At 26.9% G+C, this 18288-nt stretch carries 20 protein-coding genes; 15 read left to right on the forward strand and 5 right to left on the reverse strand.

Annotated elements, in window-relative coordinates:
* Positions 1 to 31: 31 nt before the first annotated feature.
* From KJQ97_RS06185 to KJQ97_RS06205, 5 genes are all read right to left on the reverse strand, one after another.
* Positions 32 to 553 carry a hypothetical protein gene (locus KJQ97_RS06185; RefSeq protein WP_214120286.1) on the reverse strand — a complete coding sequence of 174 codons (522 nt, stop codon included), beginning with the start codon at positions 551 to 553 and terminating at the stop codon, positions 32 to 34.
* A 130-nt stretch (positions 554 to 683) separates the two neighbouring features.
* The gene (locus KJQ97_RS06190) at positions 684 to 1664 is read right to left on the reverse strand and encodes a lysozyme inhibitor LprI family protein (protein WP_214120287.1); all 981 of its coding nucleotides are present in this window, start codon (positions 1662 to 1664) and stop codon (positions 684 to 686) included.
* Between the two features lie 197 nt (positions 1665 to 1861).
* Positions 1862 to 2932, reverse strand: coding sequence for a c-type cytochrome (locus KJQ97_RS06195; RefSeq protein WP_214120288.1), 1071 nt, complete (start codon positions 2930 to 2932; stop codon positions 1862 to 1864).
* On the reverse strand, positions 2932 to 4152 hold the full coding sequence (locus tag KJQ97_RS06200; RefSeq protein ID WP_214120289.1) for a cytochrome b: 1221 nt from the start codon (positions 4150 to 4152) through the stop codon (positions 2932 to 2934). The genes KJQ97_RS06195 and KJQ97_RS06200 overlap by 1 nt, the downstream gene beginning before the upstream one ends.
* A gap of 2 nt (positions 4153 to 4154) precedes the next feature.
* Positions 4155 to 4655, reverse strand: coding sequence for a Rieske 2Fe-2S domain-containing protein (locus KJQ97_RS06205; RefSeq protein ID WP_214117862.1), 501 nt, complete (start codon positions 4653 to 4655; stop codon positions 4155 to 4157).
* Between the two features lie 138 nt (positions 4656 to 4793).
* On the opposite strand from KJQ97_RS06205, the gene KJQ97_RS06210 reads away from it, so the two are divergent.
* From KJQ97_RS06210 to KJQ97_RS06280, 15 genes are all read left to right on the forward strand, one after another.
* Positions 4794 to 5264, forward strand: a complete 471-nt coding sequence (locus tag KJQ97_RS06210) for a flagellar basal body rod protein FlgB (RefSeq protein WP_214117861.1) — start codon at positions 4794 to 4796, stop codon at positions 5262 to 5264.
* A 10-nt stretch (positions 5265 to 5274) separates the two neighbouring features.
* Positions 5275 to 5766 (forward strand): flagellar basal body rod protein FlgC, encoded by a 492-nt coding sequence (flgC, locus tag KJQ97_RS06215; RefSeq protein WP_214120290.1) that lies wholly within the window; start codon positions 5275 to 5277, stop codon positions 5764 to 5766.
* Between the two features lie 11 nt (positions 5767 to 5777).
* The gene (gene fliE / locus KJQ97_RS06220) at positions 5778 to 6077 is read left to right on the forward strand and encodes a flagellar hook-basal body complex protein FliE (RefSeq protein ID WP_214117859.1); all 300 of its coding nucleotides are present in this window, start codon (positions 5778 to 5780) and stop codon (positions 6075 to 6077) included.
* A gap of 3 nt (positions 6078 to 6080) precedes the next feature.
* Entirely contained in the window at positions 6081 to 7871 is a 1791-nt protein-coding gene (locus KJQ97_RS06225) for a penicillin-binding transpeptidase domain-containing protein (protein WP_214117858.1), read from the forward strand.
* 38 nt (positions 7872 to 7909) lie between these two features.
* Positions 7910 to 8617, forward strand: a complete 708-nt coding sequence (gene nadE / locus KJQ97_RS06230; protein WP_214117857.1) for an NAD(+) synthase — start codon at positions 7910 to 7912, stop codon at positions 8615 to 8617.
* Between the two features lie 2 nt (positions 8618 to 8619).
* On the forward strand, positions 8620 to 9747 hold the full coding sequence (locus tag KJQ97_RS06235; RefSeq protein WP_214117856.1) for a DegT/DnrJ/EryC1/StrS family aminotransferase: 1128 nt from the start codon (positions 8620 to 8622) through the stop codon (positions 9745 to 9747).
* Positions 9747 to 10688, forward strand: a complete 942-nt coding sequence (locus tag KJQ97_RS06240; protein WP_214120291.1) for a tetraacyldisaccharide 4'-kinase — start codon at positions 9747 to 9749, stop codon at positions 10686 to 10688. The genes KJQ97_RS06235 and KJQ97_RS06240 overlap by 1 nt, the downstream gene beginning before the upstream one ends.
* Positions 10660 to 10950 carry a divalent cation tolerance protein CutA gene (cutA, locus tag KJQ97_RS06245; protein ID WP_214120292.1) on the forward strand — a complete coding sequence of 97 codons (291 nt, stop codon included), beginning with the start codon at positions 10660 to 10662 and terminating at the stop codon, positions 10948 to 10950. Before KJQ97_RS06240 ends, cutA begins: the two co-directional genes overlap by 29 nt.
* The gene (thrC, locus tag KJQ97_RS06250; RefSeq protein ID WP_214117853.1) at positions 10950 to 12326 is read left to right on the forward strand and encodes a threonine synthase; all 1377 of its coding nucleotides are present in this window, start codon (positions 10950 to 10952) and stop codon (positions 12324 to 12326) included. Before cutA ends, thrC begins: the two co-directional genes overlap by 1 nt.
* A complete protein-coding gene (gene kdsB / locus KJQ97_RS06255) occupies positions 12323 to 13033 on the forward strand; it encodes a 3-deoxy-manno-octulosonate cytidylyltransferase (RefSeq protein ID WP_214120293.1) in 711 nt (236 codons plus the stop codon). Before thrC ends, kdsB begins: the two co-directional genes overlap by 4 nt.
* Positions 13023 to 14582: a DNA recombination protein RmuC gene (locus tag KJQ97_RS06260; protein ID WP_214120294.1), complete on the forward strand. Its 1560-nt coding sequence runs from the start codon at positions 13023 to 13025 to the stop codon at positions 14580 to 14582. Before kdsB ends, KJQ97_RS06260 begins: the two co-directional genes overlap by 11 nt.
* Positions 14583 to 14736: 154 nt before the next feature.
* Complete coding sequence (locus KJQ97_RS06265) at positions 14737 to 14895, forward strand: hypothetical protein (protein ID WP_214117850.1); 159 nt, start codon at positions 14737 to 14739, stop codon at positions 14893 to 14895.
* Complete coding sequence (locus KJQ97_RS06270) at positions 14892 to 15548, forward strand: AzlC family ABC transporter permease (protein WP_214120295.1); 657 nt, start codon at positions 14892 to 14894, stop codon at positions 15546 to 15548. Before KJQ97_RS06265 ends, KJQ97_RS06270 begins: the two co-directional genes overlap by 4 nt.
* Positions 15533 to 15850, forward strand: a complete 318-nt coding sequence (locus tag KJQ97_RS06275) for an AzlD domain-containing protein (protein ID WP_214117848.1) — start codon at positions 15533 to 15535, stop codon at positions 15848 to 15850. Before KJQ97_RS06270 ends, KJQ97_RS06275 begins: the two co-directional genes overlap by 16 nt.
* Positions 15851 to 15859: 9 nt before the next feature.
* Positions 15860 to 18288 (forward strand): S8 family serine peptidase (locus KJQ97_RS06280; protein WP_214120296.1); only part of this gene is annotated, 2429 nt, incomplete at its 3' end.

The raw sequence follows: 18288 nt of genomic DNA on the forward strand, positions 1-18288 counted from the left end.
TATAAAAGCTATTGTGATTAATTTGCTTATTTTAAGTGTATTTATAAACCAAGTGCGAATGAAAGAAAAAGGGCTTGATTTTAACATCAAGCTTTGTTATATCAATATTAAAATTATTTAAAAAATATTCATACAAAAGCGAATAATTAGATTTATCCGTATAAATACAAATAATATTCTCATCATCTTCTATTAGTAAAGTATCATAAAATCTTTGATTATTTAAAGTAAAAATTTTATAAATATTTTTAAAAAATACTAAAAGTATAAAATTACAAACACTCATAAAAATATAAAATATGCTCAAAAAATTATTTAAGTTATATAATTGTTGTTTGCTTTGAATATTAAGGCAGGTTTTATAGATTTTAGCATTTTTTAAATATATTGTTTTTTCTTCTTCATTAAGCTCATCTCTTTGCCTACAACTATGATTAATAAAATAAATAAAATCCTTATGAAAATATATAATATTAGGTTTTTTAAACTTATAATGTAAATATCGCTCATCAAAATATGCAGCAATAATAAATAAATTAATACTAGAAACCAAAAATTACCAATATACATAAAAACACAAAAACAAATAAACAAAGCGCTAGAATGAACTAAGCTAGTAATATAAGCGTTTTTATCTTTTAAAGAAAATAAAGGCGTAAAATTACTAGAAGTTAAATATTCGCTCATAATTTCTCCTTTTTTAAATTTGTTTCACAATCTAAATATTCTATTTTGGTTTTATGAAAAGAGCAGTTTTTATAATAAGCATAATATTCATCAGAAGTCATAGCAAAAATACTATTGAGATTTATGCTATAGCCTGTATTATTGTATATAATATAACTTAGAATATAATCTCTTTCTCTATAGTTTATCGCAAAAACGTTTTTTGTATGTTCGTAAAAACGATATGACATTTTCATTTTATTAGATTTTTTTAAAAGCTTTAATAAATCCTTATTTTTCATAGGGTGATTGCAAAAATCTTTTTCTATAAACAAAATATCCCCAAATTCTCCTGATAAGGCTAAGTAGTTTTTATTATCTAAAATTACATCACTTATAGTTATATTTTTGTGTTTTTCTATGTATTTTTTACCCTTAATTTTACTTGCAAAATAGAGCTCTCCATTTTTATCAACTTCAAAAAAAGAATAAACCCCATAATTTGGCTCTACAGTTTTTGAAACTCTCCTATCAAGCCCTAAATCCCAGCAGTATTTAAGAGTGTCCTTTACTTCTTGGCTTGCGTAAGGCTTAGCATCTACAATTTTTGGCTTTATTTTTATATCTTTGTATCTAAAAAAATCTTGCCAAAAATTATTTAGTGGTGTTTCTTCACACTCTACAACATAATTGCCTTTATAACACTCAGTTGAGTTTTCTTGAATTACTTTTATATGTTCTATTAATTCTTTAGGATAGGTTTTTGAGTTTTCAAGACTAGTGCTAAGCTCTTTTATTCTAGTTTTATAAGAATTTATAATGCAATTATTATCATCTTTACAATCTCTAATGTTTTTTAAAAATTCATCTTGGTCTTGTCTTATTTCTTTTGTAATATAAGGAAAGCTTTTATAAATACTATCTAGCTCTATTTTTAACTTATTTATTTGATATAAATAAATATTTGTAATTAGTAAAATCATTAATATTTTAAACATAACTCTCCTTTATTTTTCATATCATAGCATTATTTAAGAATATTTCTTGGTTTGTAAATGTGTTTAAAAGTTAAAATATGATTTTTAAATTCTTAGAATTTAAAATGGATAATTAAATATTTTTAATACTTTTAATGTGTTTTTATGAATATGAGTAATTATAGTGAAATTAAGCTAGGAAAACCTAGCTTAATTTTTTAATGTAGTTCTTTCCAGATTGCGTTTTTCCAAGCATAAGCTAATATTGCTAATAATGCAAAATAAGCCATTATTTTGTATCCTAAATCTTCGCGTTCAGCTTTTTTACTATCTCCAACACTAGTTAAATAAGCAACAACATCATTTTGAGCTTGTTCGTTAAGTCCAACTCTAGGCATTGCAGTTCCTGGAAGTTGTTTTTGAGTATCGTTTATAAATTTATGTAAATACTCATCTCCTTTAGCACGAATTATTATTGATAAATCAGGTGGCGTTGAACCCATATAATCTTTTAAATCTCCGCCATTTACTTTAGCAATAAAACCATCATATTTAACATCATGACATCTTCCGCAAGCTTCTTCAAAGATAACTTTTTTGTTCTCAAAATTAATTTTTGCAACTTTTTCGCTATCGCTTAATTTACCTGCATTTATTTCATTAGCAATTTTTGCTTTCTTTGCTTCAAGAGCAGCTTTTCCGATACTATTTAAATATCCTACTATATTAGCAACTGATTGAGCATTTTCATCACTTATACTGCCATCATCTTCTAAAAACGCTGTCATCATAGGATGTGGATTTTCATCATTATATTTTTTGTTATTTTTCATAGCAAGTGCAGGATTAAGAGAAATTGCCATTAAGAATTTACTATCATAAATAGCTCCTGCTGTGCTTAAATCAGGATAAATAATACCTTGAGCGCTAATTCCATCATCAGCAGCTACTAATTCATCAAATTCAACTCTATGACAGCTAGCACAATTAGCTTCAAAATCAGCCTTTCCAGCTTCAACATCAGTTTTTAAACTAGCTATTTTATCAACATTAGCCCAAAGTTTTTTAGTATCTTCTAATTTTTTTGTAGCAAAATCAATATCATCTTTTTTACCACTTTCATTAGCTTTTTTTAATTCAACTTCAGCTTGAGCTATATCGCCTGCTTTAAAATCAAAATTAACTTCGCTAGTATGTTCGTGCATTTGTGAATGAGCGTAAGGCTCAACTCCCCAATAAACAATACCTGTGAATACAACTAATATTGCAAATATTTTTAACTCTTTCATTACTTAGCCTTTCTTTCCATAAGAGTAATTACTGGTAAAACTACTATTAATAATGCTAAAAATGTAACAGAAGCAATAGTTGCTATTGTATTATTAATTCCAACAGGAGGTAATTTACCATAAATAGTAAGAACAATCATATCAATTACTAATAGCCAAAACCATACAAAAAATACTCCACGCTTATGTGCAGGCGCTACTACATTTGAGCGGTCTAGGAATGGTAATACAAAGAAAATTACTTGAGCTATACCAAAGCAAGCAAGACCAACTTCATAAGAAAATCCTCTTAAGATTTCATAACTCCATAAGAAATACCATTCAGGATAAATATGTGGTGGAGTTTTAAGTGCATTTGCTGGTTCAAAGTTAATTGGATCCATAGCAAAATCATAGTGAAAGCATACTAGATAAAAATAGAAAATCATAAATAAGCAAACATAAAAAATATCTTTACATAAGAAATCAGGCCAAAATGATATAACTTTCGCTTCTTTTTTCTTGCCAGCTAAATATTTTTCAGCTTCTAAATCAAAATCAATTTCTTCAGCAATTTCGTTATTTACATGTGGAAATCTTAAAGCATAAAAGTGAATCGCAACAAATGCAATAACAACTATTGGTAATAAGCAAACATGTAGCATAAAAAATCTATTTAATGTAGCATCTCCAACAGCGTAATCACCTCTAATCCATTCAACTAATTCAGGTCCTATGAAAGGAATACCACCAAAAAGATTAGTAATAACCATAGCAGCCCAATAGCTCATTTGTCCCCAAGGTAGCATATAACCACTAAATGCTTCAGCAGAGAATAATACGAATAATACCATACCGCTTATCCAAATGATTTCACGACCTTTTTTATAAGAGCCATAATAAATACCTGTTAATAAGTGTATATACATTACTAAAAATACTACCGACGCAGCAACCCCGTGCATATGTCTCCATAGCCAACCATATTCAACTTCTTGCATAATAGTTTTATTTACACTATCAAAAGCAAGTGCAACATCAGGTTTATAATACATTACAAGTAAAAGTCCTGTAATAAATAGTATTGCAAACATAGTAAGTAAAATTACTCCCATTGCCCATAAAAAGTTAATTTTCTTAGGAATCCAGTATTGTGTCATCATAACTTGCATAAATTTTTTGATAGCAAGTCTTTGATCTAGCCAATCAACAATTCCATTTGATTTTTCAAAATGTGCCATGATTAAGCCTTTCCTACATTTTTCATAATTTCTTCATACTCTTTGCCAACTTCTCCTAAAACTAATTTAGTTCCATCAATTGAAAAAGGTGGAATTTCAAGTGGTTTAGGAGGTGGTCCTGACATATTTTTTCCGCTTACATTAAATTTTCCACCATGACAGGCACAAACAAATTCTTTATCAGCTGAATGATATGCTGGAATACAACCTAAATGAGTGCATAGTCCAATTACTACCGTATATCTTGCGTCTCCTGCTATTATATCTGTATTGCTTTGTTCCATATCACTTGATTTTTTTAGAATGAATATTGGTTTTTTTCTCCATTCAACAGTTCTTAGCTCTCCATCAGCTAAAGGCGATAAATCAACGGTTGTAAAACCTGCTGCTTTTACACTAGGAAGTGGATCCCAAGTTTTTTTCATACCCACTAGTGTAAAAACACCACCAACAGCCGCAGCAGCGCCTAATGTAAAGCCCATAAAGCTTCTTCTACTAGCCATACTTATCCTTTCATAAAATTTGAAAATAAATAGCTAGTTTAGTGAAAATTGGGTAAATATTACAAGAGTATATTATTATTAATAGTTTTGGAATATTATTTGCTACGAGATTTTTGCATTTTAATTTAAGGAGAGAAAATGGAATTTTATAAATCTAAACCATTGATTGTAAGTGCCTTAGCCGGTAGAGATTTAAGAAATAAATTAATTAGCTCAAACATAGCTAATATTGATACTCCTTTTTATAAATCAAGAGATATTGATTTTGAAACAGCCTTAAACGAAAATGCAAATAAACTTTACAAAACTACACAAAATGCACAAATTGCAGCTACAAATTTTATGCATTTTGGAAAAGGTATGAGTAATAAACTAGCAGTTACTAATGAAAGGCATTTACAACCATTAGAATTTGAAAATAGCGAAAATGGAACTATTTTTGCTAGAGATGGACATTTGCAAAGAAATGATGCAAATACCGTTGATTTAGATGTAGAAACAAGTGAATTAAGCAAAAACGCAATTATGATTAGTGCGCTTGATTCTGTGCTAAAAAAACAAAGTGAAGTTGTAAGAACTATAATTGAGAGTAGTTCTAAATTAAGTTAAGGGATAATTTATGGCATTTTTAAGCGATTTTGATATTAGTGGATATGGACTAAGCGCTCAAAGATTTAGAATGAATTTAATTAGCTCAAATATAGCTAATGCAAATACTACTAGAACAAATGAAGGTGGTCCTTATAGAAGGCAAGATGTAGTATTTAAAGCCGTTAATTTTGATGATGTTTTAAATGAAGAAATTAATTCTAAAAATAGTTTTTTTGAGTATGAAAATCCTTTAAATGACCCTGTAAATTTTCCTGAAGCAAAGCCTGCTGTTGTGGGTGTAGTAGTAGATAAAGTAGTAAGAGATGATAAGGATTTTATATTAAAATACGAGCCAAATCATCCCGATGCAAATGCTAAAGGATATGTAGCATATCCTAATATAAATCCTGTTGTAGAAATGAGTAATTTAATTGAGGCAACAAGGGCTTATCAAGCAAATGTGGCAGCATTTACAAGTGCTAAAACAATAGCTCAAAGTGCTATTGATTTATTAAGATAGGAATTTAAAATATGAATAATATTAAAATCAATCCAAGTTTGATTCAAAGTATTGAAAATACCAAATCAAATTCTAATAAAGTTGATAATGGTTTTTCATTTGCAGATGCTTTAAAACAAGAATTAGAAGAGCTAAATAAAGAACAAATTGTATCAGATAAAGCTATGGCTGATGTAGCTACTGGAAATGTGAAAGATTTACATCAAGCAGCTATTGCTATTAACAAGGCTGAAACAAGTATGAAATTTATGTTAGAAGTTAGAAATAAAGCTATTAACGCATACAAAGAGATAAGTAGAACTCAAATATAAAAAATGCAAACACCTTACGAGCCTAGTAAAAAGACTTTTATAGTATTGTTTTTTTTGTTGCTCGCTTCTTTTTTTATTATTTTTTCTTTTGTTAGAAGCAAAACTAATGAAAGGAATGTAGGTAGTATTGAAAGAGGTGAGCGAGTAGGTGCTTTAAATGGAGATATTATTAGTGCTGATGGATATACATTAGTAACTAGTAGAAGAATTTATAGAGCTGAAATTGATATTAGAAGTATTAATTTAGATAAATTAGATTATTTTTTAAAATTATTTCAGATTTATGCCTTTATTGATGATAAAGAAATGAAAGATATTAAAGCAAGATTATTAAAAGCTTTAAAGCAAAAAAAGGTTTATAATTTTGTTTTATCAAAAGAAATTGATTCAAAAGCCGCAAGTTATTTACAAGAATTATCTAAAAAACTTTATGTTTCAGGATTTTTTAAATCCTTTAAAAATGCAAATGGAAAAGTAAGCACAAGAAGACTTGAGATAATTGAACATAAAGAAGAAAGAGTTTTTTCTAAAGGAGATATTTTAACCCCAATTCTTGGTTATTCTCAACTAAGTTTAGAAGATGGAATATATTCAAATATTCCAAAAAAAGGTTTGGAAAAATATTATGAGCAGTATTTAAGCCCTAAAAGTGATTATAAAATAACAGGTAGTAAGGATATTGGTGGAAATATAATTATAAATTCTGATAGCTTTTTAAGTGATAGAATTAATGGTAGTAATGTATATTTAAATGTAAATTTAAAGCTTCAAAAAGGGTTAGAAAATATAGCAAGTGTTGCTAGAAAAAATTTTGGTGCTAAGCAAGTAATAATAGGCATTTTAGATAGCAAAGACGCAAGTGTAATTGCACTAGCAACTAGCAAAAGGTATGACCCATATCATAGAAAAAGTGATTTATCGTATTTAAATACCGACGCTGTAGAATTTGAATACGAACCAGGCTCGGTAATTAAACCAATTGCTTTTGCTAATTTATTAAAACTAAATCGTATAACCCCTTTTGAATGGGTAAAGACTTATGGCGGAAGAATGAAGCTTGATAAGTTTTACATAACAGATACACATCCTATGGATAGTATGATTGCTGAAGATATTATAGTTCATTCATCAAATATAGGAATGGTTCAAATTTCTAATAAAGAAAATGTAAAAGAATTAATTAATGGTTATTTGGAATTTAATTTAGGAAATTTAACTGGTATTGACTTGCCTTATGAAAAAGCAGGTTTTATAAAAGATGCTAAAAAAACTTATGAAGTAGAAAAAAACACTATGGCTTATGGATATGGTTTTAGAACCACCTTTATACAACTTTTAGCAGCTTATAATGTATTTAACAATCGTGGAATTTGGATTAGTCCTAAAATTGCTAAATATTATAATGAAGATAAGGAATTAAAAGAAATATATACTAAAACAGAAAAAGAAGTCTTGCCACTTGAAATTGCAAAGCAGATGAATAGGATATTAATAAAAACTGCAAATCAAAAATCTTTAGCAAAATATTGGCCTTTAGGAATTAGCGTAGGTGGTAAAACAGGAACAGCAAGAATTAGCGTTAGTGGAAAATATGAAAGAGAATATAATGCAAATTTCTTCGGTTTTGCAAATGATGAAAACAATAGATACACAATTGGTGTTTTAGTAATGAGTCCTGATAAAGATAAAGAAGGATATTATGCAGCCCAAACAGCTTTACCTGTTGCAGCACTTGCTATTAATCAATTAATAGAAGATGGTTTTTTAAAGCCAAGTTATAATAGAATTGATTAATATTTATTTTATAAAATGCCCCTAAAAACGGATAAATAATGCAAAATATTAAAAATCAAATGATTTCATTTGCTAATGAAATATTAAAAAATTTTAATGGTGCTGTTTTAGGGCTTAGTGGTGGGCTTGATAGTGCTATTGTATTAAGAATATTAAGCGAGTGCGAAAAAAAGCCACATTGTCTTATAATGCCTACTAATATTTCAAATAAAACAAATCTTGATGACGCTATTAATTTAGCAAATAAATATGCTTTAAAATATGAAATTATAAATATTCAAAACATTTTAGATGAATTTATTAAAGCAAGTGGTTCTAATGATAAGGTATTAATAGGAAATTTTGCAGCTAGGATTAGAATGACTTTATTATATGATTATTCAGCTAAGCATAATTTATTAGTAGCAGGGACAAGTAATAAGAGTGAATTAATGTTAGGATATGGCACTATTTGGGGAGATTTAGCCTGTGCTTTTAATATTTTAGGTGATTTTTACAAGAGTGAATTATTTGAGTTTGCTAAATTTTTAGAACTACCTAATAATATAATTAGTAAAAAACCAAGTGCAGACCTTTATGAAGGTCAAGATGATGAGAGCGATATTGGTTTTACTTATACAGAAATTGATAAGTTTTTAAAAAATTATGAAAAAAATATAATTGATAATAATTATATAAAACTATTAGATAGAATAAATAAAAATAAGTTCAAAAGAGAAAATATAAAAATATTTAAAAGGTCATAAATATGAAAGAAATTTCTTGTTTTTTAAATGTAATTACAGAAGATGATAAAGAGTTTTTAATTAAATCATTAGATAATGATATAAATAGTATTAAATTATTAGAAGATAGTTTAAGTGAAATTTATAAAGGTTCTCGTATAGTTTTAACCAATAATCACACAGCAGCACACCATTTAGCTTTAAGTGCGATTGATTTAAAGCGTGGAGATAAGGTAATTTGCTCTGTAAATTCATTTCCAACAATTGCTCAAAGTATTAGATATTTTGATGCTGAACCTATTTTTGTAGATGTTGAGCTTGATAGTTTTAATATTGATATAAAGAGTTTAGAAGAAGCACTAATTAAACATAATCACAAGAAATTAAGAGCAGTTTTTGTAAATCATACCGCAGGACTTGCAGCAAAACTTGATGAAATTAGAGCTTTATGTGAAAAATACAATGTATCTGTAATAAATGATTGTGGTTTTGCACTTGGTATGGAGTATAAAGGCGAATTAGTAGGAACTAAGGATTTAATATCTTCTTTTGGGTTTAATGCGATGAGAAAAGACCCTGTGTTTGCAGGCGGATTTTTAGTAATTAATGATGAAAAAGTTTATGAAAGAGCAAAATTATTAAACTCAAATGGAATTTCATCAAATGCTTGGGGAGATGATGGTAATCTTGGATATTTTTATGATGTAACAGATATTGGACATGAGTATGAAATCACTAAAGTATGTGCGTCTTTAGCTTTATCTAAAGTAAAAAATTATAAATATTACTTAAAAAGAAGAAGAGAAATAGCAAATATTTATAATGAAGAGTTAAAAGGTTTAAAACATATTAAATTGCCTACAACAACCCCAGAACACACATTTTTAAGATATATAATAAAGGTTGATAAAAATAGAGATAATTTTGCTAAAAAACTAAAAGAAATGGGGATAAATACAGGAATTCATTTCATACCTTTAAATTTCTTAAGCTACTATAAACAAAAATATAATCTAAAAATCAATGATTTTCCAAATGCTTTAGCAAACTATGCTCAGATTTTATCAATACCAATTCATATAAATCTTAGCGATGAAGATGTAAAAAGAGTTTGTGATGCTATAAAAACTCTTGATTCAAGCTGGATTTAATGGGTTTTATTGATAGATATTTTTTTAATCCTAATTTATGGCAAAAGATTTTAATTTTCACTCTTTTGCCGTTTTCTTATATATACTCTTTTATTGCTAGTAAAAACTTTAAATCTACAAAGAAAAATGATTTTAAAATTCCAATAATTAGCGTAGGAAATATCAGCGTAGGCGGTAATGGTAAAACCCCATTTTGCAAGGCTTTAAGCGATATGCTTTATCCTATTTATAAAGATGATATTTTTATTATTCTTCGTGGTTATAAACGCAAAAGCAAAGGTTTGCTTGTAGTAAAATTGCATAATCAAATTCTAAGCGATTATTTAAACGCAGGTGATGAAGCATTAGAACACGCTTTATTTACAAAAGCAAATGTAATAGTTAGTGAAGATAGAATTAAAGGCATTCAAAAAGCACTAGATTTAGGTGCAAAATGTGTTATTTTAGATGACGCTTTTTCTAAGACAAATATAAAAAAATTTGATATTTTATTAAACTCAAATATAAAATATAAATATAATTTTACCCTTCCAAGTGGAGCTTATAGACTTCCTAAAAGTTATGAAAAATTTGCAGATTTTAATGCTTATCAAGATTTACATTTTAAAAGGACTTCTTTTATTAAATATATTAAAGAAGATATGATTTTAATATCAGCTATTGCAAAGCCTTTTAGATTATTGCAATATAAAGATTTAGTAAAAGCTTATTATTTTTATAACGACCATTCAAGCTTTAATAAAGAAGAGCTAATAAATCTTATGCAAAAGCACAATGCAAAATATATTTTGCTAACTAAAAAAGATTATGTAAAAATAAAAGATTTTAATTTAGAAACTATATTAATTGATGAAGAATTAATAATTTTTGATGAGTTAAAAACAGCTATATTTAATTATTTAAAGGAATTTAATGTATCTTATAAAGACAACCAGCAATGATTTAGAATTGCTTAAAAAAATTGCAAATAAAATAATTAAAAAAGAGCTTAGCAAGTGTATTCATATTGCTAAAATTACAAGTATTTATAAATGGGACGGAAAAATTATTAATGATGATGAGTTTAGTTTAGAAATAAAATCAAAAAATATAAAAAAGGTTTATAAAATAATCAAAAAACACCATAATTACGAATGTTTTGAGTTTGTGTATTATAAATTTAAAGCAAAAGATAAGTATTTAGAATTTTTAAAGGAGAAATAATGATATTTTATTCAAGTAGAGATGAAAACATTACAAGTGATTTTGCAAATGCACTTAAAAATCCACTCTCAAGCGATGGGGGATTGTTTTGCCCTAGTAAATTGCAAGTATTTAATAAAGATGAATTAAAAGGTTTGGGTTATAAAGAATTTGCTAAAAAGATTTTTTCAAGTTTGAGTGATGATTTGAGTAATTTTGAAAAGAGTTTAGATGAATATTTAGATTTTGATACTAAAGAGCCTTTTGTTATCAAAAAACTTGATAGTAAAACTGATATATGTGAATTATTTCACGGAAAAACTAGAGCTTTTAAGGACTTAGCATTAGCACCACTTGCAAGACTTATGGATAATGATAAGCATTTAATTATCTGTGCTACTAGCGGAGATACAGGCCCAGCAACTCTTAGTGCATTTAGTAAAAACAAAAGCTCAAAAGTAGTTTGTATTTTCCCAAAAGGAAAAACAAGTGCTGTTCAAGAGCGTCAAATGGCTAATGTAGATTATGGTAATTCTTTAGTTTTAGCAATTGATGGTAATTTTGATGATGCTCAAAGCACATTAAAAAATCTATTAAATGATAAGGAATTTAAAGAAATTGTAAAAAATCAAGGCTTAAATCTAAGTGCTGCAAATTCACTTAATTTTGGAAGAATTACTTATCAATTGCTATATCATTATTATCTTAGTCTTCAATACAAAAACCCAATAAATGTGATAATTCCTAGTGGGAATTTCGGTAATGCACTTGCTTGTTTTTATGCTAAGCAAATGGGTGCAAATATAGATAAAATCAAAATCGTAAGCAATGAAAATACAATTCTTTATGATTTCTTTACTACAGGTGAATATGATTTAAGAAATCGTGAGTTTAAATGCACTTATTCTCCTGCTATGGATATTTTAAAATCATCAAATCTTGAACGCTTAATGTATTATTTCTTCGGAGCTAGTAGAACTAAACAATTATATTTAAGTCTTGAAAGTGATAAATATTTTAAAATTACTAAAGATGAACTTGCTAGATTAAAAGAACATTTTATAGCTTATAAATGCAGTGATACCGAAACTTTAGAAAATATTAAAGCTTATAAAAATTATTTATTAGACCCACATACAGCAACAGCGATTAATGCTCTTGATGATAGTTTTAATGTGATTTGTTCTACTGCTGAATGGACTAAATTTACCCCTAGTATTCAAAAAGCTTTAGGCATATTTAAAGATGAATTAAGTGGCATTAAAGATTTGGCTAAAAAGTATAATTATAAGCTTAATGATAGTCTTTTAAATGCTTTAAATTCAACTAATTATTATGCAAAAGATATAAAAGTAGATGAGATTAAAAAAACAATAATAGAATGGATAAAACAATGATTATAATTCCTGCTAGACTTAAATCAAGTCGTTTTAGTGAAAAGATTTTAGTGCCAATCAAAGGCATTCCTATGTGTATTTACACAGCTTTAAATGCTAGTAAGGCTGATAGGGTTGTGATTGCTACTGATAGTTCTAAGGTATTAGAATTGGCAAAAGAATATAATTTAACAGCTATTTTAACAAAACAAACTCACGAAAGTGGGACTGAAAGATTAGCTGAATGCGTTGATATTTTAGGTCTTAATGATGATGAACTAATTATAAATCTTCAAGCAGATGAGCCTTTATTTGAGCTTAGCAATTTAATTAAGTTTAAAGAATTTTGCAATGAATTTAAGAATGAATTTTTTATGGCGAGTTGCTATACTATAAAAGATACTCCAAGTGATGAAAATATGGTAAAAGTAGTCCTTGATACTAAGCAAAATGCTATATATTTTTCAAGAGCACCAATTCCTTATGATAGAGATAAAAAGGGTGTAAAATACAATCATCATTTAGGCATATACGCTTATACAGCTAAGTCTTTAAAAGAATTTATAACTCTTAAATCAAGCTTAGAACATATTGAAAAATTGGAGCAATTAAGAGCTATTGAAAATGGCAAAATCATTAAAATGTGTGAGATTAATACAAAGTCTTTTGGTATTGATACAAAGGCTGATTACGAAAGATTATTGCAGGTTTTAGAAAATGACAAATGAGCTAATTTTAGCCATTATTAGTATTGTATTTTTTATAGTTTGCATTATTTTTTATATTCGTTATATAAATATTTTTAAGAGTGAAAGCTCGCTTAAAAACGAGTTTTTATCTCTTGCTAAAGATAAAGAATATTTGAGTGTTTTGAGTGAGAATTTAAAACAAGAATTAAATAATTATAAAAATAATTTAGTGCAAATTGAAAATGAAAGAAATAATTTAAATATTCAAAACTCGGCTTTAAGCGAAAAAATAAATAATCTTGAAAATGATTATAAAGAATTAAAAAACGAGAATAATTTTATAAATGCTGAAATAGCAAACAAGCGTAATCAAAATGAAATTCTAAATACAGAACTTTCAAGGCTAAATGAAGAGCTTAAAAATACTAAAGAGCAATTTGAAAAAGAGTGCGAAAACTTAAAAAATACAAAAGATATTTTAGATAATTTATCTTCTAAATACCATTTAGAAAATGCTAAAAACGAAGCTTTAAACGAAAAAGTAAAATTGTATGAAAACAATTTAAAATCTTTAGAAGAAAAATATGAAAATACTTTAAAAACCTTAGAGAATAACCTAAAAGAGCAAAATGAAAAAAGCTCAAAATTAATTTATGAAGAAAACACAAAAGTATTATTAAATAATTCAAATGAGCTTTTAAACAAGATTTTTAGCCCTTTAAAAGAGCAAATTAGCGAATATGAAAAAGCTTTATTAAAGCAAAATACAAGCATAGAAAACAATATAAAAACAATGTTTGAAACAAGTCAGAATTTGGGCAAAAAGGCTGATGAATTTGCTAATATTTTAAAAGGTGATAAAAAGGCTCGTGGGGATTTTGGCGAGATTATGCTTAAGCAGTGTTTATTATCTAGTGGGCTTATTGAAAACGAGCATTTTTTTATGCAAGAAAGCTTTAAAGATAGTGATAATAATACAAAAAGACCAGATGCGATTGTGTATTTTGAACCTAACAAATGCGTTATTATTGATTCTAAGTTCTCTTTACCAAGTAGTGATAATTTAGAAGTTTATAAAGATGAAATTGCAAATAATTTAAATGCTAGGATAAATGAACTTGCGAAAAAAGATTATGAATTAGCAGTTGATTTTGCAAATGAATATGTGATTTTATTTGTGCCTTATCAAAATATTTTAGATTTAGCCTTAGAAAGTGATTCGCAGATTTTTAAAAAAGCCGAAGCTAAAAAGATATTTTTAGTAAGTCCTACTACGCTTTTTATGGGACTTAAAATGATTTATTTTGGCTGGAAAAACTATGAAGTAAATCAAAATGCTTTAAAGGTCTTTAATGAATTTGGTAAATTTTATGATAAATACGCTAGTTTCTATGAAGATTATGAAAAATTAAAAAAACAATGCGAAAATGGTTTTTTAAAAATTGATACTCATTTATATGGTAAAGGTAGTATTAGTTCTCGTTTAGAAAATCTAAAAGCCTTAGGTATTAAAAACAAAAAAGAATTAAGCGAATTAGCAAAAGATTTAAAAGATAGTGAAATTACTAGATTGATTGATGAAAAATAATTAAAGTATTAATTATTTTTAAAAGTTTTATAGATTAAATAATAAATTATAAATCCTTTTAAAAGTTCTATTTTAAGGGGATTTTTTTAAAATTTTTGAATTGTTTTTTTAAAAAAATTTGTTATTATTTATAAGCATACATTTAGGAGAGAAAATGATTTTTTTAATACCATTAATTATATTTATAGGAATACTTTTTGGGATTGATTACATATATTTTCAAGATGATGATAATAATGTAAAACAAGAAAAAGTTATAAAAAAACAAGAAGTAAGCAATGTAGATGAATATATCAAAAAGTATACAAAATGATAAAACAAGCTTTAATTGATACTTTTGCCGTTGCTGTTGCTTATATAGTAATTGGTATTGCATTTGGCATTCTTGCTTATTCAAATTCTTTTAGTTTTTTTGAAGTTTTTGTGGCTGCTGTTTTTGTTTTTTCTGCGTCATTGCAATTTTTATTATTATCTTTACTTAGCTCTGGTGCTAGTTTAGTAGAGATTTTAATAGCTTCAAGTTTGCTAAATCTTAGACATTTTTTCTATGTTTTAGGAGCTTTAAAATATTTTAGAGATTTAGGCTTTATAAAATACTATGCGATTTTTACTTTAACTGATGAGAGTTTTGCCTTACTTAGTGCAAAAGATTATGATAAAAAAACTGCCGTATTAATTCTAACTTTTAATCATTTTTATTGGATTTTTGGTTGTATTGTAGGGTATTTTATAGCAAGTTTTGCTAAGGCTGATTATAGTGCTTTAGGATTTTCTTTAAATGCTTTATTTATAGTTTTAGCTTACGAACTTTACATAAAACATAAAGAAAATAAAGTATTTTTCATAGCTTTAACTCTTGGGCTTATAGGTTTATTTTTCATAGATAAACAATATATGATGTTAAGTTGTATTTTTTCAGGAATTTTTATATTGATTTTAGGAAAGAAATTATGTCTTATACGATGAGTGCTTTATTAATTGCTGGTTTTAGTGCTGTTGTTTTAAAGGCTTTAGCTTATATATTTTTTGGGACAAAAAAACCAAATGAGCTTTTAATGTATCTTGAAAAACATATGCCGCTTTTAATTATGGTTATTTTAGTTTGCTTTTTATATAAAGGCTTAGATTATGAAAACCCACCTTATGCAAGTGATTATTTGGTGGCTGGGCTTGTTGCCTTAATCTCTCATATAATGTTTAAAAAAGGTTTTATTAGCATTATTTTAGCAACTTGTGTTTTTTATGTTTTACATGAAATTATTTTTTAGGAATTTACATTGAGATATAGTGTTTTATTACTTAGTTTATTGTTTTTGAGTGCTTGTGGTGGTGGCGGTGCTGCTGCTAGTGTAGAGCCAAATAGTTTAAATAATCAAAGCACAATTAATAAAGATTATACAAATTATTTGCCTACTGCTAATTTTAATTTAGAAGATAGTTTATATAATAGTAGTTATTTAAAATTCACACCGCAAAATTCTTCATCAAGCTATGTTACAAATATAGGCTTTAGCTCTAATTGGAATCAAGGTTTTTTAGGAACAGGAATAATCTTAGCTATCCTAGATACAGGGACAAGTGATTTAAGTAAATTAGCTTTTAATAATCATTATGAATATAAGGAAGTAGATAGAGCGCATTGGAAATCACTAGATTATAGATTAAAAAATACTAATTTTACTACTAAAACTTACAAAAGCTCTGTTTTGATTAATGAAAAAACAAACGCAAAAGCAACTCATGGAATGCTAGTAATGAATACAGCAAATCATTTAGCAAAGGATATAAGATTTGCTAATGTGCCTTTACCTTTACTTGATGCATATAAAAATAAGTTAAGTTCAGGAGATGATATAAATCTTGCCGCTACAATTGATTATTTATCAAATAACGGAGTAAGGTTTTTTAATCGTTCTTTTGCAGAAATAGGCGAAATTAATAAAAGCGAAGAATTAGTTGGGAATTTTTATCCAGCAATTATGCAAAATAATGCTCTTATAGTTAGTTCAGCGGGAAATGAGGAAACAACAGGAGATTTTTCAGCTCATGCTTTACCTATTAATAGCCCACTTAGAAAAGGTTGGATAATTGCACTTGGTTATTATGATAAAAACCCAAATAAAGATTACAAAGATATTTATTATATTATGGATAATGGGGTTAAAAAATATGTATATTCTGCAGGAAATACTTGCAAAAAATATGGTTGGGATGATTGTATAGCAGCTCCTTTTGTAATAAATGGCAATCCAGGAACTAGCTTTAGTGCCCCAGCTATTTTAACTCTTGGTGCTTTAATTTATGAAAAATATCCTTGGATGAGCAATGATAATATTAAAGAGAGTATTTTTACAACGGCTTATAAGGTTTATGGAGCAAGTGAAAGCGATATTAAAGCTCATTTTGGAGAAGGCATTATAAATCCAGCAAAAGCAATGAATGGAGTTGCAAGTTTAAGGCATGATTTTAATGCCAATGTAGATATAGATAATTTATATGTATTCTCAAATGATATTAGTGGTAATGCAGGGCTTATTAAAGATGGGATTGGAACTCTTGCTTTAAGTGGAGCAAACACTTTTACAGGAGATATAAGTATTAAAAAAGGTGTTTTGTGGCTTAGTAATTCAAATAAAGCTAGTATCACTAATAATTCTATATTAAGAATGAGTAATGCTAGTGCTGCAAATTTAACTAATAATGGAATTTTAGTTAATGAAGGAATGGAAGTTAATAACCTAAAATTAGCTGATACAAGCGTAGTTTATACAAATATAGGCGAAAAATTTAATGTAATTAATAAAGCTATACTTAATGGGGATTTAAATGTAGTTGGGGTTAAATACGGCTATACCTTAAATAAAGAAAGAGAAAATATCTTAACAGCAGGAAGTATTGAAGGTGAGTTTAAAAATATAAAACCAAATTCTACATTTTTGAAATTAAGCGAACCAATATATGATAAAAATAATTTAAGTATTAAGGTAGATAAAATTGATGATTTAAATACTTTACCTGAATTAAATGCTTATGCTAAGAAAAATTACACAAGTTTATTTTCAAAATTTGATAGATTACTTTATGAAACAAAAAAGCCTGATTTACCATTGGATAAGGCAAATTATAAAGAAGTGAATTTAAATGGTAATTTAAGCGAAAGCGAGTTTTTAAAATACAATATGATTGCAAATGCGATAATAAATACAACAAAAGATGAATTAGCATCTACTACGAAATTATTATTTGCAGAAGATATTTATACAAACTCAATTTTAAATATCGCAAGGATAAAATCACTAAATAAAATAAGTTTTGATAATTTCGGAGTAAGTTATAATTACAATAAAATTAGTGATTTAAAAGAAAGTTCAAGTGAATATAAAATAGCTAATAATTTTGATAATTTAGGTCTTGCTTTTGTTTATAATGACGCTAGGATTTATAATGATAATTTTAAAAACAATTCAAGAACTTTAGGCTTTTTAGCAGGTTATAAAATAGATTTAGATGATTATTATTCTAAGAATTTGATTTCGTATTTTGATATTAAAAATAATGCAAATAGATTTGATTTAAGCTCAAAATTTAAAAATAAAGCCTTTTTAATCTCAAGTGAATTAGGGTTAAACAATAATATTAGTCCTTATTTTAGGTTAAATTATTTAAAGTATTTTCAAGATAGCTTTAATGAAAATAGCAATCTATT

Origin of the sequence: Campylobacter sp. 2018MI01 (assembly GCF_018501205.1) — a bacterium.
GTDB lineage: Bacteria > Campylobacterota > Campylobacteria > Campylobacterales > Campylobacteraceae > Campylobacter_E.